The sequence below is a fragment of the Pseudomonas thivervalensis genome (assembly GCF_001269655.1).
GTDB classification, from domain to species: Bacteria; Pseudomonadota; Gammaproteobacteria; order Pseudomonadales; family Pseudomonadaceae; genus Aquipseudomonas; species Aquipseudomonas thivervalensis.
Window position 1 is genome coordinate 1 of sequence record NZ_LHVE01000018.1, and the last position, 18,444, is coordinate 18,444.

Consider the following 18,444-nt stretch of genomic DNA (forward strand, 5'->3'; position numbering starts at 1 on the left):
CATCGCGATCGGGATGGTCGCCATCACCGTGAAGATCCCCCACGGGCTCTCGGCCAGGGCCTTGACCACGATCAGCGCCAGCACCGCGAGGATGATGATCATGATCAGGAAGCAGCCGAACAGCGCAATGGTGCCGGGAATGCGGCCCATTTCCTCGCGCACCATGTCGCCCAGGGAGCGACCGTTGCGGCGGGTGGACAGGAACAGGACCATGAAGTCCTGCACCGCACCGGCCAGCACCACGCCGGCGATCAGCCAGAGCGTGCCGGGCAGGTAGCCCATCTGCGCCGCCAGCACCGGCCCGACCAGCGGCCCCGCCCCGGCAATGGCCGCGAAATGGTGGCCGAAGAGGATGTGTTTGTTGGTCGGGACATAGTCCAGGCCATCGTTGTTGAGCACGGCGGGGGTGGCCCGGCGCGCATCGAGTTGCATCACGTTGTTGGCGATGAAGAGGCTGTAGTAGCGGTAGGCGACCAGGTAGATGGCCACGGCTGCGACGACGATCCAGAGGGCGTTGATCGCCTCGCCTCGACGCAATGCCACGACGCCCAGGGCGCACGCTCCCACGACGGCCAGCAGTAGCCAGGGCAGATGGCGTAGCAGGCTATTATTGTTTTTCATTATTTGTATTCCAGCCAGGGTGGACAAGAAAGATAGCCATTGGAGTTTAGCGCTAACCTGGGCAAAGGCCATACTCGACATTCGTCTGTCGGTGGCCAAACGGTGACGAGGCTCCCTCAGTAGGGTCTATAGTCAATGAATCTTCAGAGGGGATGCGTAATGAGCGAACGTCGCCGCTTCGAACGAATTGAATTCCATGCCAGGACCGAGCTGAGCCAAGGCCCCTTCATCTGGCCGGTGAAGTTGTTGGATGTGTCTCTTAAAGGTTTGCTGATCGAAAAGCCCGAACCCTGGCTCGGCAATCCCGAAGAGCCCTTCATAGCCGTTATTCACCTGAGCAACGAGGAAGAGGAGTCCGTAAGGATGGAAGTCCTGTTGCGCCACGACGACAACGGTCACCTGGGCTTCGTCTGCGAACATATCGATCTGGACTCCATCGAGCATCTGCGCCGGCTAGTGGAGTTGAACCTGGGCGACCAGGACGAGCTGAAGCGGGAATTGGCGGCGTTGATTCGTATTTGAAAAGCCCCGCCGCAGCCCCAGTGTGCAGAGTCCCCCTCCATGTACACGATCCCCCGTGGCGAGGGAGCTTGCTCCCGCTGGACTGCGTAGCAGCCCCAAAAGCAGCGACTCAATCAACCTGACACACCGAGGTGCAGATTTCAGGTCTGCTGCGCAGCCCAGCGGGAGCAAGCTCCCTCGCCACAGGGCCTGCATCCGCCTCGACTTTATTCGAACAACGCATCCAACGCCTGCTCCAGGCGTGTCACCGCGATAATCTGCAACCCTGCCGGCGCTTCCTTAGGCGCATTGCCCTTGGGCACGATGGCGCGCTTGAAACCGTGCTTGGCCGCCTCCTTGAGCCGCTCCTGCCCGCTGGGCACCGGTCGCACTTCCCCCGACAACCCCACTTCGCCGAAGACCAGCAGGTCGTGAGGCAACGGCCGGTTGCGCAGGCTGGACATGACCGCCGCCATCAACGCCAGGTCGGACGCGGTCTCCAATACCTTGACCCCGCCCACGACGTTGAGGAACACGTCCTGGTCGTGAGTCGGGATTCCGCCGTGTCGATGCAACACCGCCAGCAGCATGGCCAGCCGATTCTGATCCAGGCCCAGGGTGACCCGGCGTGGGTTCGCCAAGTGGCTGTCGTCCACCAGCGCCTGCACCTCGACCAACATCGGCCGGGTGCCTTCCCACGTCGCCATGACCACACTACCCGGGACTTCTTCCTGGGCACGGGTCAGAAAGATCGCCGACGGGTTCGAGACTTCTTTCAGACCCCTGTCGGTCATGCCGAACACACCCAGTTCGTTGACCGCGCCAAAGCGGTTCTTCACCGCCCGCAGCAAACGCAGGCGGCCATCGGATTCGCCTTCGAAATACAACACGGTATCGACCATGTGTTCCAACACGCGCGGCCCCGCCAGCGCACCTTCCTTGGTAACGTGGCCTACCAGGAAAATCGCCGTGCCGCTCTGCTTGGCGTAGCGCACCAGCAACGCCGCGCTTTCGCGCACCTGGGACACGCCGCCCGGGGCCGATTGCAGTTGTTCGGTGAAAATGGTCTGGATCGAGTCGATCACCATCACCTTGGGTTTTTCCAGGCGCGCCGTGGCGATGATGGTTTCGATGCAGGTCTCGGTCATGACCCGCAATTGGTCCTGGGGCAGGCCCAGGCGCCGGGCGCGCATGGCGACCTGCTGCTGGGACTCTTCGCCAGTGACATACAGCGCCGGCATGCGGGTGGCGAGGTTGCACAATGTTTGCAACAGGATGGTGGATTTGCCGATGCCCGGGTCCCCGCCGATCAGCACCACCGAACCGTCCACCAGGCCGCCGCCCAGTACCCGATCCAGTTCACCGGACGCGGTAGAAAATCGCGGGATCTCTTCAACACTGACTTCGGCCAGGGTCTTGATCTGTGCCTGCTGACCGGCCCAGCCCGTGCGCCCGGTGGGCGCCGCCGCACCGCCGCTTTCCACCATGGTTTCAGTCAGCGTGTTCCAGGCCCCGCATTCGCTGCATTGGCCGGCCCATTTGGGAAAGGTCGAGCCGCACTCGGTGCAGCCGTACATGCGCTTTGCCTTGGCCATCTGAACTCCGGGTAAAAACCGCGATGATAGCCCACACGGGGGTCAGCGCGGGGCCGGCATTCTGATTTCACCCTTGGCCAGATCCGTCGCGGTATTGCCCAACGGATCCCGGGCCTCGAGGTCGGCGCCCTTGGCCTTCAAGGCATCGAGCAACTCGCCACGCTTGAACAGACCGGCATACATCGCCGCGGTCTGTCCGGCACCGTTGCGTTGGTCCGGGCTACAATCGCTGGACAGTAAACGCCGCGCAATCTGCACTTCGCCCTTGAAAATGGCGCCCATCAGCGCCGTGTTGCCGCGTTTGTCCTGGGCGCAGGCATCGGCACCTGCGGCCAGCAACCGCTCCACCGCCGGACCCTGGCCGTGGTAAGCCGCCAGAATCAGCGCGGTGTAGCCCTTCTCATCCCGGGTATCCAGCGAATAACCGGCCTCGATAAACGTATCGAGCATCGGTACATCGCCCCGGCGAGCGGCGTCGAAATAATAGCTTTGCAGTTGTTCCTGCACGGCGGCCGGCTCGGTGGGTATCGACTGATCGGCCATTACGCTCATTGACCACGCCGCGAGCATTGATAGAAGAAATTTACCCATTACGACGTCTCCCCATGACTCAAGACTGTGGGAGCGGCCTTGCTCGCGATGCAGACGCAGCGGTGCACAGCCAGACCGAGTCGCCTGAATCGCGAGCAAGCTCGCTCCTACAGATGGATCAGTCGCTCAGTTTTTCCGCCAGGGCCTTGACCCGGGCCAGGTCGCCTTTGGCAACACGGGCCACGCCAGTGCCGTACTCAGGATCCGCCTTGTAGAGGAACGACAGGATGATGTGCTTGCTCTCGTCATCGGTGGTCGCCAGCGAGCCACCGAAGCTCTCGATCAAGTCATCACGCTCTTTCTTGCTGAACGAACGATACAAATCACCGGCCTGCTTGAAGTTCTGCTCACGCTGGATCTTCGCCTGTTGGGTGCTGCCGCTCAGCGCGGTCTGGCTGTAGCGCGCCGCTTGCGGTTCTTCACGAGGCGTCAGGCGGCTCGGCTGGTAATTCACGCCGGTGCTGGTGCTACCCAGGTTCATCGCACCGTCCTGGTTACCATTGTTCACCGCCACCTTGGGGGCGTTGATCGGCAATTGCAGGGCATTGGCGCCTATCCGGTACATCTGCGTATCGGCGTAGGAAAACACCCGCCCCTGGAGCAAACGGTCCTCGGAGGGCTCGATGCCTGGCACCAGATTGGCCGGCGCCATGGCCACCTGCTCGGTTTCCTGGAAGACATTCGCCGGATTGCGGTTCAAGACCATCTGCCCGACCTTGCGCTCAGGCACACCCGGCCAGATCTTGGTCGCGTCCAATGGGTCGAAGTCGAACTTGGCAAGGTCCTGTGGATTGAGCACCTGGACGTACAAATCCCACTTCGGGAAGTCGCCCTTATTGATATGGCTGACCAGATCATTGGTCATATGGCTGTAATCCTGACCCTGAACTTTCACAACTTCTTTCGGATCGAGATTTTTCAGACCCTGCAAACTTTTCCAATGAAACTTCACGTAGTGAACTTCGCCCTTGGCGTTAATCAGTTTGTAGGCATGCACACCGTTACCATCCATTTCACGGTAACTGGCGGGTGTGCCGGAGTTGGAATACAACTCGGTCAGGGTGCGGGTCGACTCTGGAACATGGGAGAAGAAATCGAAACGGCGTGAATCATCGTCCAGGTTAGTCCGCGGGTCAGGTTTAAAAGCATGAACCATGTCTGGAAACTTGATGGCATCACGAATGAAGAAGGTCGGGAAGTTGTTGCCCACCAAGTCCCAGTTACCGTCGGCAGTGTAGAACTTCGTGGCGAAACCACGGGGGTCGCGCAGGGTTTCGGGTGAATGGTTGCCGTGCACCACGGCCGAAAAACGCACGAACACCGGGGTCACCTGGCCTGCGGCGAAAACCTTGGCCTTGGTCAAGTCGCTGAGGTCGTCGGACACGGTGAATGTACCGTGGGCGCCAGTACCGCGGGCATGCACCACGCGCTCGGGGATGCGTTCACGATCGAAGCGCTGGAGCTTCTGGATCAACTGCACGTCTTGCAGCAGGGTCGGACCATTCGGGCCCGCCGTTTGCGAATTCTGGTTATCGCCGACCGCCGCACCGTTGTCCCGGGTCAGGGTCGCCGCGTTGACAGACAAGGATAGAAGGCTCGCGGTCAGCACAAAAAAAGCGCGGCGATGGGAAGAAGCCCCGTGGCCAAGGGAAGTGTTCATAGCATGTTCCTCTGATGTTATAGAGCGCATCCATGTGCGCCATCCAGAGGCTAGTGCCGGGAAAAGGAAAACCTAAATAGAAATGCCGTACCGTGCCGATAGAAAAAACGTTATAGGGCGCCGACCTGAAACCGCGTATCACGCGCGATTGGTGGCACTTTGAAAACTTTTCACCCCGGGCCGGGTCGATAACTGAAGCTTTGTAAGTCGGTGTTTCGAGCAGGACCCGTCAGGCTGACTTACACTGCCACTCATCTTTCATCTGTCAAAAGGAATAACTCATGGGCGTGCTAAGCGAGTTCAAGGCCTTCGCGGTCAAAGGCAATGTCGTCGACATGGCCGTCGGGATCATCATCGGCGCCGCTTTTGGCAAAATCGTTTCGTCCTTCGTTGGCGACGTGGTCATGCCGCCAATTGGCCTGTTGATCGGTGGCGTGGATTTCAGTGACCTGGCCATTACGCTCAAGGCCGCCCAGGGTGATGCGCCTGCGGTGGTGCTGGCCTACGGTAAATTCATCCAGAGCACCATCGACTTCATCATCGTGGCGTTCGCTATTTTCATGGGCGTCAAGGCCATCAACCGCCTCAAGCGTGAAGAAGCCGTAGCCCCCAGCGCGCCCCCTGTTCCGACCAAGGAAGAGCTGTTGCTGAGTGAAATTCGCGATCTGCTCAAGGCTCAGAACGAGCGGCCCTGAAGCAGTCAGTCACTGACACCTCGCCAAAACCTACCAGTAGTTTTCCACCGCCACCTGGCCCGGACGACGGGTCAGGCTCAGTTGCAGGCCCCTGGCCTTGAGTAGCTTGCGCGTGTCGTCGATCATTTGCGGGTTGCCGCACAGCATCACCCGCGAATGCTCCGGCGTCAGCGCCACGCCGGCGGTGCGCTCCAACTCGCCGTTGTCGATCAAGGTGGTAATCCGCCCGCTGAGCGCCCCCGGATGCTGCTCACGGGTGACGGTCGCAATAAAACGAAACTTGTGAGCGTACTCGGCCAGATAGTCGCGCTGGGGCAGTTCCTGGATGAGTTTCTGATACGCCAACTCCTGTGCCTCGCGCACGCTGTACACCAGGATGATCCGCTCGAATTTTTCCCAGACTTCAAAATCCTGGAGAATCGAAAGAAACGGCGCCACGCCCGTCCCCGTGGACAATAGCCACAGATCCCGACCGTCGACAAAGCGGTCCAGCGTCAGGTAGCCAAAAGCCTGGCGATCCACCAACAGTTCGTCACCCGGCTGCAAGCGGCTGAGTTCGCTGGTGAACTCGCCATCGGGAACCACGATGGAAAAGAATTCGAGAAACTCGTCGAACGGCGACGACACCATGGAGTACGCCCGCCAGACGGTGGTGCCGTCCGCCTTGGCGACGCCCAGCCGGGCAAACTGGCCCGCCCGGAAGCGAAAGCCTTGATCCCGGGTCGTGCGCAAGGTAAACAAATGAGGCGTCAACGGCTGGACATCGAGCAGGGTTTGGCGGGTGAACTTCTCTGCGCTGTCGGTCATGAGCCACTCCTATGAGACAAGAGCTGCAGTGTCCCGCAAAGTGAACCTTTTCACCACCGACGGGCGAGCAATGGCACTTTAGATGCACTCGCCACTTTCTTATTCAAATCCTTGACCAAACTTGTACAAAGTTTGGGAGCATGCAAAAGAAATCAATCTGAAACATTAATCCATTAAATATTTCCAAATGTAAGCAAGTTAAAAAAACCTCACTACAAGTTAGGAATAGTCCTACACTAAAATTTCGCATCATGGATTGGATCCGCATGGACGAATCAAAGCCAGGAGAAAGCGATGGACAGGTGGAAGGACTTATTGCTGAGGAAGTTATCCTGTGAAAAAGACCTGCAGACGGCCTATCGTCTTGTACTTAATTTCTTTAACAATCAGGGATTTGAATATTGCGCATTTGCAGCCTATCTCGGAAGCCCCGACAAACACACCAGTAAGGTGAATCTGAATAACTACCCTTATGGATGGGACCGGCTTTATGAACAGAACGGTTATGCATCGAACGACCCGTTAGTAGCACATTGCAATCAATCACCGCTCCCCATCTTGTGGGATGAGACTGTTTTCGCTCAGGCCCCCAAGTTATGGCGAGAACTCAATCGACAGGGACTCAAGTACGGCTGGACCCAGGCCGTTCATGACGAACAAGGCGCGCAATACAGCCTGTTCAGCCTCGCACGGACTCATTGCCCTATCGACATCGAGGAGCACTATGGAAATCTCGGCTATGCCATCTTTGCCAGTCAAAGGCTGCATGCCCTCGCCAGCAAGAAACTGGTGGACGCCATCGAAGTCCAGCCCAGATGCCACTTGTCACCGAGAGAGATCGAAGTATTGAGGTGGTCAGCCGAAGGCAAGACGGCGTCGGAAGTCGGCAGGATTCTCTGTCTTTCCGAACGAACCGTGAATTTCCATGTATGCAGTTGCATGCGCAAACTGAACGTCAGCAATAAGATTTCAGCGGTGGCCAAGGCCGCCCAGATCCATGTGATCTGACCAGCGGAGCCGCACTGCCGAACTGAAAAACCCACGGGTAATGTGCAACAAAAAAACGTACCATTTACGGTCCCTCTTGAATGATGCCGCTGCTTGCACGCGACGCCGTTCATTCAGGTGGTCCCGCATAGACACCTACCTCCAGGCAGCGGGACTTTCGTTGATCTCCAGAGCCCCCAGCCATGCCCCTGCTTGACAGCCCTTTCGCCCAACTCGACCTGATCCGCCAACCCGAACAGCAGAACGAACCGCTGCAAGCCTTCGATGCGGCCGATGAATACCTGCTCGCGTACCTGGCCGAACAACAACCGGCCGCGCAGGCCCGGGTCCTGGTGCTCAACGACGGCTTCGGTGCCCTGGCCGCCAGCCTGGTCGGCAAAGTCGACGTCACCAGCAGCGGTGATTCGTTCCTGGCATTGCAGGCGCTGGAAAAAAACCTGGTGCGCAACGGCCGGCCCTTCGATGCCGTGCCAACCTTGCCCGCCAGCGAACCGTTGACCGGCCCGTTCGATCGCGTCCTGATCAAAGTCCCGAAAACCCTGGCTCTGCTGGAGGAACAACTGATTCGCCTGCAAGGCCAACTGGCGCCGGGCGCCCAAGTGATCGCCGGGGCCATGATCAAGCACCTGCCCCGTGCCGCTGGCGATTTGCTGGAGCGCTACATCGGTCCGGTGCAGGCCTCACTGGCGGTGAAAAAAGCGCGGCTGTTGATCGCCACACCGCCCGGCGCCTCGTCACTCAACAGTGCGCCGACCGTATCGCCCTACCCCACGCGCTATTGGCTGGACGAACCGAAGATCGAACTGCTCAACCATGCCAACGTGTTCTGCCGCGAAGGCCTGGATATCGGCACCCGTGCGTTCCTGCCCCATCTGCCGAAAAATCTCGGAACGGCCCGGGTCGCCGACCTGGGATGCGGCAACGGCGTGCTGGCCATCGCCAGCGCCCTGCAAAACCCCGAGGCCCACTACACCCTGGTGGACGAGTCGTATATGGCCGTGCAATCGGCAGCCGAGAACTGGCGTGCGGCCCTGGGCAATCGCGAAGCGACCCTCCGGGCCGGCGATGGCCTGGCCGGACAAGCGCCGCAATCCCTGGATGTGGTGTTGTGCAACCCGCCCTTCCACCAGCAGCAAGTGGTGGGCGACTTCCTCGCCTGGCGGATGTTTCAGCAGGCTCGCGAAGCGTTGGTGGTGGGTGGCGCTCTGTACATCGTCGGCAACCGGCACCTGGGCTACCACAGCAAACTGGCGCGGTTGTTCCGAGGTGTAGAGCAAGTGGCCGCCACGCCGAAATTCGTGATTCTCAAGGCCCGCAAATAAATCATTCCCGGTGGGAGCAAAGCTTGCCCCCACCGGGAAATCAGTGGGTAGTCAATCCTGCGGCATTCATGAACATCCGCATCAGGCTGGCGACAATGAACAGCGCCAGCACACTGCCGGCCCATATCAGCGCCAGCCAGCCGAGCCGTTGCCAGAGCGGCTTGCGTTCGGCGGCCTCGATGTCTTTCAAGTCAGGTTTGGCCATGCTCGACACCCTCAATGGTAGCCGTCGTCGTGGGTCACCTTGCCGCGGAACACGTAGTAGCTCCAGAAGGTGTACACCAGGATCAACGGAATGATGAACAACGTGCCCACCAGCATGAAGCCCTGGCTCTGCGGCGGTGACGAGGCGTCCCAGATCGAGATGGACGGCGGCACGATGTTCGGCCACAGGCTGATGCCCAAGCCGCTGTAGCCGAGGAAGATCAGCACCAGGGTCAGGATGAAAGGCGTGTAGTTGGCATTGCGCGCCACCGCGCGGAACAATCCGTACATGGTCACCAGCACCAGGATCGGCACCGGCAGGAACCAGAACAGGTTCGGCAACGTGAACCAACGGGCCGCGATGTCGGCGTGGGCCAGTGGCGTCCAGATACTGACGATACCAATCACGGCCAGCACCACGAACGCCAGCGGCCGGGCCAGGTCATGCATCTGCTCTTGCAACTTGCCCTCGGTCTTCATGATCAGCCAGGTGCAGCCGAGCAACGCGTACGCCGCGATGAGCGCCAGGCCACAAAACACCGTGAACGGCGTGAACCAGTCCAGGGAGCCGCCCGCGAACTGGCGATTGACCACCTCGAAGCCGTCGATGAACGCCCCCAGCGCCACACCTTGGAAGAAGGTGGCGGTCAGCGAGCCGCCAATGAACGCCTTGTCCCAGAGGTGGCGCTTCTCAGCCTTGGCCTTGAAACGGAATTCGAAGGCCACGCCGCGGAAAATCAGGCCGATGAGCATCAGGATCAACGGCAGGTACAGCGCCGAAAGCACCACCGAGTAAGCCAGCGGAAACGCCCCGAACAGTCCGGCCCCGCCCAGCACCAGCCAGGTTTCGTTACCGTCCCAGACCGGTGCCACGGTGTTCATCATCACGTCGCGGTCGCGCTCGCCCTTGACGAAGGGGAAGAGAATGCCAATCCCCAGGTCGAAGCCGTCCATGATCACGTACATCATGATGCCGAAGATGATGACCACGGCCCAGATCAGCGGAAGATCGATACCCATGACTCAATTCCCCTTGTTCGAGCGGTCGTTGTGGTCCACGTCGTCGTCGCCTGCATTGGCAGCCGACAATGGCCGGGCCGGGGTGCGTTTCTGGCCCGGGCCACCATCGCTCGGCTCGGCTTCGTGGGCCTCCGGCCCCTTGCGCACCAGGCGCATCATGTAGCTCAGGCCCGCACCGAACAGCGCGAAATACACCACGACGAACAGCACCAGGGTGATGCTCATCTGGGCGAAGCTGTGGCCGGACGACGCATCGGCCGTGCGCATCAAGCCATAGACCACCCAAGGCTGGCGGCCGATCTCCGTGGTAAACCAGCCGGCCAGGATCGCAACCAGGCCGGACGGCCCCATCCACAGCACCAGGTGGAGGAACGGTCGGGACTGATAGATCCGATCGTTGCGGCGCAGCCACAGGCTGCACAGGCCGGTAAAAATCATCAGCAACCCGAGGCCGACCATGACCCGGAACGACCAGAACACGATGGTCGAGTTCGGTCGGTCCTCAGGCGGGAATTCCTTGAGCGCCGGCACCTGCTCGGTCAACGAGTGCGTCAGGATCAGGCTGCCCAGGTAAGGAATTTCCACGGCGTATTTGGTTTTTTCCGCTTGCATGTCGGGCCAGCCGAACAGGATCAGCGGGGTCGGTTCATTGCCGACGTTTTCCCAGTGCCCCTCGATGGCGGCGATTTTCGCCGGTTGATGCTTGAGGGTGTTCAGGCCATGGAAGTCGCCGATGACGGCTTGTATCGGTGCGACCAGCAACGCCATCCACATCGCCATCGACAGCATCCGGCGAATGGCCGGGTTGTCGCGGCCGCGCAGCAGATGCCAGGCCGCCGACGAGCCGACGAAGAACGCCGTGGCGACAAACGCTGCGGTGGACATGTGCAACAAGCGATAAGGAAACGAGGGGTTGAACACCACCGCCAGCCAGTCCACCGGGATGACCCGACCGTCGATGATTTCGTAGCCCTGGGGGGTCTGCATCCAGCTGTTGGAGGACAGGATCCAGAAAGTCGAGATCAGGGTGCCGATCGCCACCATGACCGTGGAAAAGAAATGCAGGCCGCGCCCGACGCGGTTCCAGCCAAACAGCATCACGCCCAGGAAACCCGCTTCGAGGAAGAACGCCGTGAGCACCTCGTAGGTCAGCAGGGGCCCGGTCACCGCACCGGCGAAGTCCGAGAAGCGGCTCCAGTTGGTCCCGAACTGATAGGCCATGACCAACCCGGACACCACCCCCATGCCGAAGTTGACGGCAAAGATTTTCGACCAGAAGTGGTACAGGTCACGGTAGGTGTCATCGCGGGTCTTGAGCCACAAGCCCTCGAGCACCGCCAGGTAACTCGCCAGGCCGATGGTGATGGCCGGGAACAGGATGTGGAACGAGATCGTGAACGCGAACTGGATTCGGGCGAGATCGAGCGCCTCCAAACCGAACATAAGTCTTCCTCTGTCAGGTAAAACCGGCTGCGGGCGGGGCTTGCACCACCCCCCAGGGATATGGAGTGCAGTGCTTTTCAAATCGTTCTTTTTTTAACCGTCACAACGCAGGACTCTAGGCCGGATGGCCACCAGCCCAACGCCCCTTGGGGTATTGATCTGGATCAAGCAATGCTCAAAGAGTAGTCGCATTATTGCCGATGGACGGCGTGGTCTTTTGTCGCGTGACAGGTTGTCTCAGTGCCGCAATAGCGCGCTAAATGCAGGCAATCCCCTGTGGCGAGGGAGCTTGCTCCCGCTGGGCTGCGCAGCGGCCCCCAAGATTTTGCGGTCGCTGCGCAACCGAGCGGGAGCAAGCTCCCTCGCCACAAAAGCCCGCGTCAGCTTGAAATCGATGTTTGGCTAACTATTTTTCCCACCACCGCAACTTCCGGTTACAGCTCGGTGATAATCTCGTGGCCTTCACCACCGGACCCGTCATAGATGCCCAGCCAAGCACCGCCGCTGCTCCGTCACCATCGTCCCTTCATCGCCTTCTGGCTGGCCAGGATCTTCACCGCGAGCGGCTTCCAGATGCTCACCGTGGCCATCGGCTGGAACCTCTATCAACTGACCGGCAACGTCCTCGACCTGGGCCTGGTGGGCTTGGTGGAGTTTGCCCCGCGCGTGCTGTTCATGCTCCACACCGGGCACGTGGCGGACCGCTATGATCGGCGCAAGGTCGCGGCGATTTGCCAGTCTTTGCAGGCCATGATTGCCCTGGCGCTGGCGGTCGGCAGCGCCACCGACCATGTCACGCGGGAAATGATCTTCATCCTCGCCTTCCTGTTGGGCGCCGCCCGCTCCTTCGAAATGCCCACCACCCAGGCATTGCTGCCGAGCATCGTGCCGGCCGGCCTGTTTCCCCGTGCCGTGGCCGCCGCGCAATCGGCCCAGCAGTCGGCCACCATCGTCGCCCCCGCACTGGGCGGCTTGCTCTACGCCTTCGGTAGTGTCTGGGTCTATGGGCCCACCGTGGTGCTTTACCTCATTGCCTGCTGCCTGATGCTCAACCTGCCCGCCCGGCAGACGCCGCTGAACAAAGGCAAGGCGACCCTGGATTCGTTGCTGGCCGGGGTTCGCTTCATTCGCAGCCGCCCGGACATCCTCGGGGCGATTTCCCTGGACCTGTTCGCGGTGTTGCTTGGCGGTGCGACAGCGCTGCTGCCGGTTTTCGCCAAGGACATCCTGCTCACCGGCCCCTGGGGCCTGGGCCTGCTGCGTTCGGCGCCAGCGGTCGGGGCCTTGCTGATGTCGCTGTGGCTGGCGCGGTTTGCCGTGGAGCGCAAGGTCGGCCGGGTAATGTTCACTGCGGTGGGCGTATTCGGCGTCGCCACCATTGCCTTCGGCCTCTCCACCTCGTTCTGGTTTTCCCTGGCGGTGCTGGTGGTGCTGGGCGCGGCGGACATGATCAGCATGGTGATCCGTGCCTCGTTCGTCCAACTGGAAACCCCGGACGAAATGCGCGGCCGGGTCAGCGCGGTGAACGGGCTGTTCATCGGCGCTTCGAACCAGTTGGGCGAGTTCGAGTCCGGCCTCACCGCCCACTGGTTCGGCACGGTGCCAGCGGTGGTCATGGGCGGTGTGGGCACGCTGCTGGTGACCGGGACCTGGATCAAACTGTTCCCGACCCTGGCCAACCGCGACCGGATGCACGAACCGGTGGACGAAGCGAAAGCCTAGTGGCCTGTACGGTTAATTCGAGTACTCGAATTAGCCACGCAGGCCACTAGATTAACTTGTCGAGGGTGATGGGGAAGTCCCGCACCCGCTTGCCGGTGGCGTGGTAGATCGCATTGGCCACCGCCGCGGCCACCCCGACAATGCCGATCTCCCCGACGCCCTTGGACCCGAGCGCATTGACGATATCGTCCTGTTCCTCGACGAAAATCACCTCGATGTCACCGATGTCGGCACTGACCGGCACGTGATACTCGGCCAGGTTATGGTTCATGTGGCGCCCCAGGGCGTGGTCGGTCAGGGTCTCTTCGTGCAGGGCCATGCCGACGCCCCACACCACCCCACCGAGAATCTGGCTGCGGGCGGTTTTCGGGTTGACGACCCGGCCCGCGGCGATGGCGCTGACCACTCGATTGACCTTCACCGTCCCCAGGTCCTCATCCACCCGTACTTCGACAAATACCGCCGAGTGAGTGGCCGTGGCGTAGGCCTGGCGCTTTGCATCCGGCTCGGCGGTAACCTGGGCCTGCAACGGTGTCTCGCCGCTCTTTTGCGCCAGCTCCGCAAGGGCGACACTCGCTTCGCCCAACCGCAATTGGCCCTCGGCAAACGTCACCTGCTCAAGGGTCGCACCGCTGAAGGCCGGACACGCCTGACGGGCCACAGCCAGGAGCTTTTCCTTCAGCGCTTCACAGGCCTGCTGCACGGCGGTACCCACTGACGAGACGGTGAACGAACCGCCTTGCAGCGGCGCGGTGGGCAGCGACGAATCGCCCAGGACAAACCTGACGTCCTCAAGGGAAACGCCTGACGCCTCGGCGGCGATCTGGGTCATGACGGTGTAGGTCCCGGTGCCGATGTCCGTGGTGGCGCTGCTGACGGTCAGCTTGCCATTGGTGTCCAGGGACGCTTTCGCACTGGCCTTCTGCTGCATGGCCTCCCACACGCCACCGGCCATACCCCAGCCGACCAATTGTCGACCTTCACGCATGCTGCGCGGCTCCGGGTTGCGCTTGTCCCAACCGAAACGACGGGCGCCTTGGGCATAACATTCACGCAGTTCTTTGCTGGAATAGGGCTTGCCTTCGTTCTCGTTGCGTTCGGCGTAGTTGATCAACCGCAGCTGCACCGGATCGATCGCCAGTGCACAGGCCAGTTCATCCATGGCGCATTCCAGGCCAATCAGCCCGAGGGCCGCGCCGGGCGCGCGCATGTCCAGGGGCGTGTAGACGTCCAGCGGCACCAACTTATAGGTCAATGTCACGTTGTCGCAGTGATAGAGCATGCCGCTCCACTCCACCACGTGCTCGGTGAAGTCCTCGAAGCGCGAAGTCTGGCCGACGGCGGTGTGCGCCACGGCCAGCAAGCGACCATTGGCCGCCGCCCCCAATTGCAGGCGCTGGAGGGTTCGCGGCCGATAACCAAAGGTAAACATCTGCTGGCGCGTCAGGCTGACCCGTACCGAGCGCTTGAGGGCCAGTGCCGCCATCACCGCCAACGGCAATTGATACTGCGGGCGCAGCCCGGAACCGAAGGCGCCGCCGACAAACGCGGCAAACACGCGCACCTGTTCTTTCTCGAGGCCGAAGACTTTCTGTACATAGGCTTGGCAATTTTGCGTGCCTTGGGTCTTGTCGTGGATATGCAGGCTGCCGTCAGGCTGATACAGCACGGTGGAGGCATGTGGCTCCATCGGGTTGTGGTGTTCGACCGGCGTGCTGTAGGAAACGTCCACGCTGAGCGCGGAACTGGCGTACTCGCCCTGAAAATTCCCACGGGGCTTGGGCAATTCAGCGGGTGCCGGATGAGCCTCGTTTTGCAGGATTGTCAGATCGGTCTGGTGATCCTCGGCCGCGTATTCGATTTCAACCAGTGAGCCGGCATACCGCGCCAGCTCAAGGTTTTCCGCCACCACCAGGGCCAGCGGCTGACCGCTGTAGAGCACCTGATCGTTGTACAGCGGCCGGAACGGCGAGCCGTCCGCCGCGTCGGCATCCTGGTAAGGCTCGTCGTAGCTGGCGATCCTCGGCCGGTTGGTGTGGTCGATGACCGCGACTACGCCGGGCAGTGCCAAGGCTCGGGACGCATCGATGCGCAGCACACGGCCACGGGCGACAGTGCCGGATACGACGCTGCCGTGGAGCAGGCCGTCCTCGGGGTATTCAGCGGCGTAACGCGCCTGGCCCGTTACCTTGAGCAGGCCATCGACCCGGTCGAGTGGCTGTCCTATGGATTTGCTCGGAGCGTTCATCAGGCGTGTCCTCCCTGCAGTGCGCCACCCAACGCGGCATCGCTCAAGGCGCGGACGATCGCCCGCCGCGCCAGTCTGACCTTGAAGCCGTTGTGCTCCAGCGGCTCGGCGTTTTGCAGCAGCGCATCGGCGGCGGCAGTAAAGGTTTCGCGGCTGACAGTCTGCCCGGTCAGCCAGCTCTCCACGGCCCGGTCGCGCCAGGGTTTGTGCGCCACGCCCCCCAGGGCCAGGCGTGCCTGGCGAATCACCGGCCCGTCCAGTTCCAGCGCCGCCGCCACCGAGACCAACGCAAAAGCGTAGGAGGCGCGGTCACGGATCTTCAGGTAGTGGCTATGCTCGGCAAAACCGGCGGCAGGCAATTCGATGGCGGTGATCAGCTCATCGTCGGCCAGTTGGTTATCGCGCTCCGGCGCGTCACCGGGCAGGCGATGGAAGTCGGCGAACTCAATGGTCCGCGCCCCGCCGCGACCCAGGACATGGACCACCGCGTCCAGGGCGGCCAAGGCCACGCACATGTCGGAGGGATGGGTGGCGACGCATTGATCGCTGGCGCCGAAAATCGCGTGGATCCGGTTCAAGCCATTCCGGGCCGGGCAGCCGCTGCCGGGCTGGCGCTTGTTGCACGGCACGCTCGCGTCATAGAAGTAATAGCAGCGGGTACGTTGCAGCAGGTTGCCGCCGGTGCTGGCCATGTTGCGCAGTTGCGGCGAGGCGCCCGCCAGGATGGCCTGGGCCAGCAGCGGATAACGGCGCTCGATCCACGGGTGCCAGGCCAGGTCGGCATTGCTCACCAAGGCCCCGATCATCACCCCGCCGGACGGGGTTTCACTGAGGTCCGCCAGGGGCAGGCCGGTGATGTCGATCAGGTGCTCGGGGCGGGTGAGGTTTTCCTTCATCAGGTCCAGCAGGTTGGTGCCGCCGGCGATGAAGCGGGAAACCGGGCTCGACAGATCGACGGCCGCCTGCACCGTGTCCGGCTTGCTGTATTGGAAGGGGTTCATCGGTCACCCCCTTGTTCCTGACGGCAACGAGGCAAGGCGTCTTCGATAGCATCGCGAATGTTGTTGTAGGCGCCGCACCGGCAAAGGTTGCCGCTCATCAGTTCACTGATCTCTGCGCGGGTCTGTGCCCTGCCCTCGTTGGCCAGCGCCACCGCTGAACAGATCTGCCCCGGCGTGCAGTAGCCGCACTGGAACGCGTCATGGGTGATGAATGCCTGCTGCATGGGATGCAATCCCTCATCGCCGGCCAGGCCTTCAATGGTGGTCAACTCGGCGCCGTCGCACATCACCGCCAGGGTCAGGCAGGCGTTGATCCGCTTGCCATCGCGCAGCACCGTGCAGGCGCCGCACTGGCCGTGGTCGCAGCCTTTCTTGCTGCCCACCAGGTCCAGTTGCTCACGCAGCAGGTCCAGCAAGGTGGTCCAGGCCAGCACTTGCAGCTCTCGCACCTGGCCATTGAGGGTCAGACGAATCGGATGATGGACGAAGGACGCTGACGTCGCTTCGGACAGGGTCGCGCTCATGGAACACCTCACGGTTGGTCGTACTCGCGGCGTTTTGGGAAACCGCCGTCATAAGGGGTACGACTTCAGGGTGGGGTGAAGCGTTCAAGGCAATTACGGTGGCTACGACAACGCAAGCAGCCTGGATTTAGCGGGCTTGTGCGGTACATATGTACCACACAGGGTGTAATGTATCGCCTTACACTTCTTTCCATGATTAAATCCTTCCAGCACAAAGGCCTCAGGCTCTTTTATGAGACGGGGTCGACCCGTGGTATCCGGACGGACCACGGAAAACGCCTGGCCCGCATGCTCCAGTTCATGGAGAGGGCACAGGTCGCCAATGACTTGGATATCCCAGGATGGCGATTGCATCCGCTCAAGGGTGAGCTGGATGGATACTGGTCGCTGGGGGTCTCGGGAAACTGGCGGGTTATTTTTCGTTTCATCGGGTCCGATATCGAACTGGTCGATTATCTGGACTACCACTGATCAGGAGGCTGGAACATGCCCATGCACAATCCGCCACACCCTGGCGAAACCTTGCGGTTGGACGTGTTGCCCGAGCTGGGCATCACGGTCACCGAACTGGCGCGACACCTGGGCTTCGCCCGGCCTCATCTCTCCCGGGTATTGCATGGTCATGCACCCATCAGCCCCGATCTCGCCGTGCGCCTGGAGCGTGCCGGGATCGGCAAGGCCAGGGTCTGGCTGGGCGTCCAGACCGACTACGACCTGTGGCAAGCCGAGCGCCGTGAGCAGCCCGCGATCGAACCTTTCCCCCTGCACGCTTGACCTCGGTCAGGCCAGCAACTCCGCCGCCACCACGCTCCTCACACCCTTGCCGCTGAGTTGTTCCACCAGCATCAAGGCAAACGCCAGGGCCGCGGCCGAGCCTTGGGCGGTGATGCAATTGCCATCCACCACCACGGGTTGATCCACGAAGCTGCAACCGGACAGTTGCTGGCTCACCGCTGGCAGGCAGGTCATGCGTCGCTGGCGCAGGACGCCAAAGGCCTGTAGCGCCAGGGCCGGGGCTTCGGCGATGGCGGCGAAGAAGCGTCCGGCGGCGGCTTGATCCTTGATCAGTTGCTGCAGCGGCTGATGGGCCGCCAGGTGCTGGGCGCCGATGATGCCGCCCGGTAGGACGGCCAGGTCGAACTCCTGCGCGAGCACGTCCACCAGCATGCCATCGGCCGTCAGGCGCGTGCCGCGGGCGCAGGTGAGCATGCGCCGTCCTTCGATGCTCGCCACCACGGTTTCGATCTGCGCTCGACGCAACACATCGATCAGGGTGACCGTTTGCAAGTCGTCGACGCCCTCGGCGACGGCGATCAGGGCTCGGGGGATCTTGGTTCCAGGAATCATGGGCGCTCTCTCCACTGGGTAATGCCTGTAGTGTAGGAGCTGCCGAAGGCTGCGATCTTTTTACAGGCGCTTGAGATTCCAGCGCCTGGGGAAAGATCGCAGCCTCGCTGCGCTCGACAGCTCCTACACAGCCCT

General features: G+C 61.5%; 19 protein-coding genes. 7 read left to right on the forward strand and 12 right to left on the reverse strand.

The features are described from left to right. The coding region (locus AD659_RS23780; protein WP_282955970.1) for a carbon starvation CstA family protein at nt 1-621 on the reverse strand (621 nt) is incomplete at its 3' end. Between the two features lie 159 nt (nt 622-780). Between AD659_RS23780 and AD659_RS23785 the strand changes: the two genes are divergently transcribed. Beyond that, nucleotides 781-1,143 (forward strand): PilZ domain-containing protein, encoded by a 363-nt coding sequence (locus AD659_RS23785; protein WP_053125560.1) that lies wholly within the window; start codon nt 781-783, stop codon nt 1,141-1,143. Between the two features lie 206 nt (nt 1,144-1,349). Here the strand turns inward: AD659_RS23785 and radA are convergent, their stop codons facing one another. The 3 genes from radA to katB form a co-directional block, all read right to left on the reverse strand. Next, entirely contained in the window at nt 1,350-2,717 is a 1,368-nt protein-coding gene (gene radA / locus AD659_RS23790; RefSeq protein ID WP_030140305.1) for a DNA repair protein RadA, read from the reverse strand. A 42-nt stretch (nt 2,718-2,759) separates the two neighbouring features. Next, on the reverse strand, nt 2,760-3,308 hold the full coding sequence (locus AD659_RS23795; protein ID WP_053125561.1) for an ankyrin repeat domain-containing protein: 549 nt from the start codon (nt 3,306-3,308) through the stop codon (nt 2,760-2,762). A 118-nt stretch (nt 3,309-3,426) separates the two neighbouring features. Continuing rightward, on the reverse strand, nt 3,427-4,968 hold the full coding sequence (gene katB, locus AD659_RS23800) for a catalase KatB (RefSeq protein ID WP_053125562.1): 1,542 nt from the start codon (nt 4,966-4,968) through the stop codon (nt 3,427-3,429). Between the two features lie 281 nt (nt 4,969-5,249). On the opposite strand from katB, the gene mscL reads away from it, so the two are divergent. Next, nucleotides 5,250-5,663, forward strand: a complete 414-nt coding sequence (gene mscL / locus AD659_RS23805; protein ID WP_003205779.1) for a large-conductance mechanosensitive channel protein MscL — start codon at nt 5,250-5,252, stop codon at nt 5,661-5,663. Nucleotides 5,664-5,693: 30 nt separating this feature from the next. Here mscL and AD659_RS23810 read toward each other — a convergent pair whose 3' ends face one another. Then, nucleotides 5,694-6,470, reverse strand: coding sequence for a ferredoxin--NADP reductase (locus AD659_RS23810; protein WP_053125563.1), 777 nt, complete (start codon nt 6,468-6,470; stop codon nt 5,694-5,696). Nucleotides 6,471-6,764: 294 nt separating this feature from the next. Here AD659_RS23810 and AD659_RS23815 point away from each other — a divergent pair, with 294 nt between their 5' ends. Further along, nucleotides 6,765-7,478, forward strand: coding sequence for an autoinducer binding domain-containing protein (locus AD659_RS23815; protein ID WP_053125564.1), 714 nt, complete (start codon nt 6,765-6,767; stop codon nt 7,476-7,478). A 182-nt stretch (nt 7,479-7,660) separates the two neighbouring features. After that, entirely contained in the window at nt 7,661-8,800 is a 1,140-nt protein-coding gene (locus tag AD659_RS23820) for a methyltransferase (RefSeq protein WP_053125565.1), read from the forward strand. 40 nt (nt 8,801-8,840) lie between these two features. On the opposite strand, the gene AD659_RS29525 is transcribed toward AD659_RS23820, so the two are convergent. From AD659_RS29525 to AD659_RS23830, 3 genes are read right to left on the reverse strand one after another with little or no spacing between them, the layout of a single operon-like run. Continuing rightward, nucleotides 8,841-9,005: a DUF2474 domain-containing protein gene (locus AD659_RS29525; protein WP_003205785.1), complete on the reverse strand. Its 165-nt coding sequence runs from the start codon at nt 9,003-9,005 to the stop codon at nt 8,841-8,843. Between the two features lie 11 nt (nt 9,006-9,016). Further along, nucleotides 9,017-10,024, reverse strand: coding sequence for a cytochrome d ubiquinol oxidase subunit II (gene cydB / locus AD659_RS23825; protein ID WP_053125566.1), 1,008 nt, complete (start codon nt 10,022-10,024; stop codon nt 9,017-9,019). A gap of 3 nt (nt 10,025-10,027) precedes the next feature. After that, entirely contained in the window at nt 10,028-11,467 is a 1,440-nt protein-coding gene (locus AD659_RS23830; protein ID WP_053125567.1) for a cytochrome ubiquinol oxidase subunit I, read from the reverse strand. A gap of 483 nt (nt 11,468-11,950) precedes the next feature. On the opposite strand from AD659_RS23830, the gene AD659_RS23835 reads away from it, so the two are divergent. Further along, nucleotides 11,951-13,189 (forward strand): MFS transporter, encoded by a 1,239-nt coding sequence (locus AD659_RS23835; RefSeq protein WP_053125568.1) that lies wholly within the window; start codon nt 11,951-11,953, stop codon nt 13,187-13,189. Nucleotides 13,190-13,235: 46 nt separating this feature from the next. Here the strand turns inward: AD659_RS23835 and AD659_RS23840 are convergent, their stop codons facing one another. The 3 genes from AD659_RS23840 to AD659_RS23850 are packed head-to-tail and all read right to left on the reverse strand — an operon-like array spanning nt 13,236 to nt 16,962. Next, nucleotides 13,236-15,437 carry a xanthine dehydrogenase family protein molybdopterin-binding subunit gene (locus tag AD659_RS23840; RefSeq protein WP_053125569.1) on the reverse strand — a complete coding sequence of 734 codons (2,202 nt, stop codon included), beginning with the start codon at nt 15,435-15,437 and terminating at the stop codon, nt 13,236-13,238. After that, the gene (locus tag AD659_RS23845) at nt 15,437-16,438 is read right to left on the reverse strand and encodes an FAD binding domain-containing protein (RefSeq protein WP_053125570.1); all 1,002 of its coding nucleotides are present in this window, start codon (nt 16,436-16,438) and stop codon (nt 15,437-15,439) included. The genes AD659_RS23840 and AD659_RS23845 overlap by 1 nt, the downstream gene beginning before the upstream one ends. After that, nucleotides 16,435-16,962, reverse strand: coding sequence for a (2Fe-2S)-binding protein (locus tag AD659_RS23850; protein WP_053125571.1), 528 nt, complete (start codon nt 16,960-16,962; stop codon nt 16,435-16,437). The genes AD659_RS23845 and AD659_RS23850 overlap by 4 nt, the downstream gene beginning before the upstream one ends. Nucleotides 16,963-17,154: 192 nt before the next feature. On the opposite strand from AD659_RS23850, the gene AD659_RS23855 reads away from it, so the two are divergent. Then, nucleotides 17,155-17,433, forward strand: coding sequence for a type II toxin-antitoxin system RelE/ParE family toxin (locus tag AD659_RS23855; protein ID WP_053125738.1), 279 nt, complete (start codon nt 17,155-17,157; stop codon nt 17,431-17,433). Between the two features lie 15 nt (nt 17,434-17,448). Beyond that, nucleotides 17,449-17,736: a HigA family addiction module antitoxin gene (locus AD659_RS23860; protein ID WP_053125572.1), complete on the forward strand. Its 288-nt coding sequence runs from the start codon at nt 17,449-17,451 to the stop codon at nt 17,734-17,736. Nucleotides 17,737-17,742: 6 nt separating this feature from the next. Here AD659_RS23860 and AD659_RS23865 read toward each other — a convergent pair whose 3' ends face one another. After that, nucleotides 17,743-18,309, reverse strand: coding sequence for a DJ-1 family glyoxalase III (locus AD659_RS23865; protein ID WP_053125573.1), 567 nt, complete (start codon nt 18,307-18,309; stop codon nt 17,743-17,745). Nucleotides 18,310-18,444 lie beyond the last annotated feature (135 nt).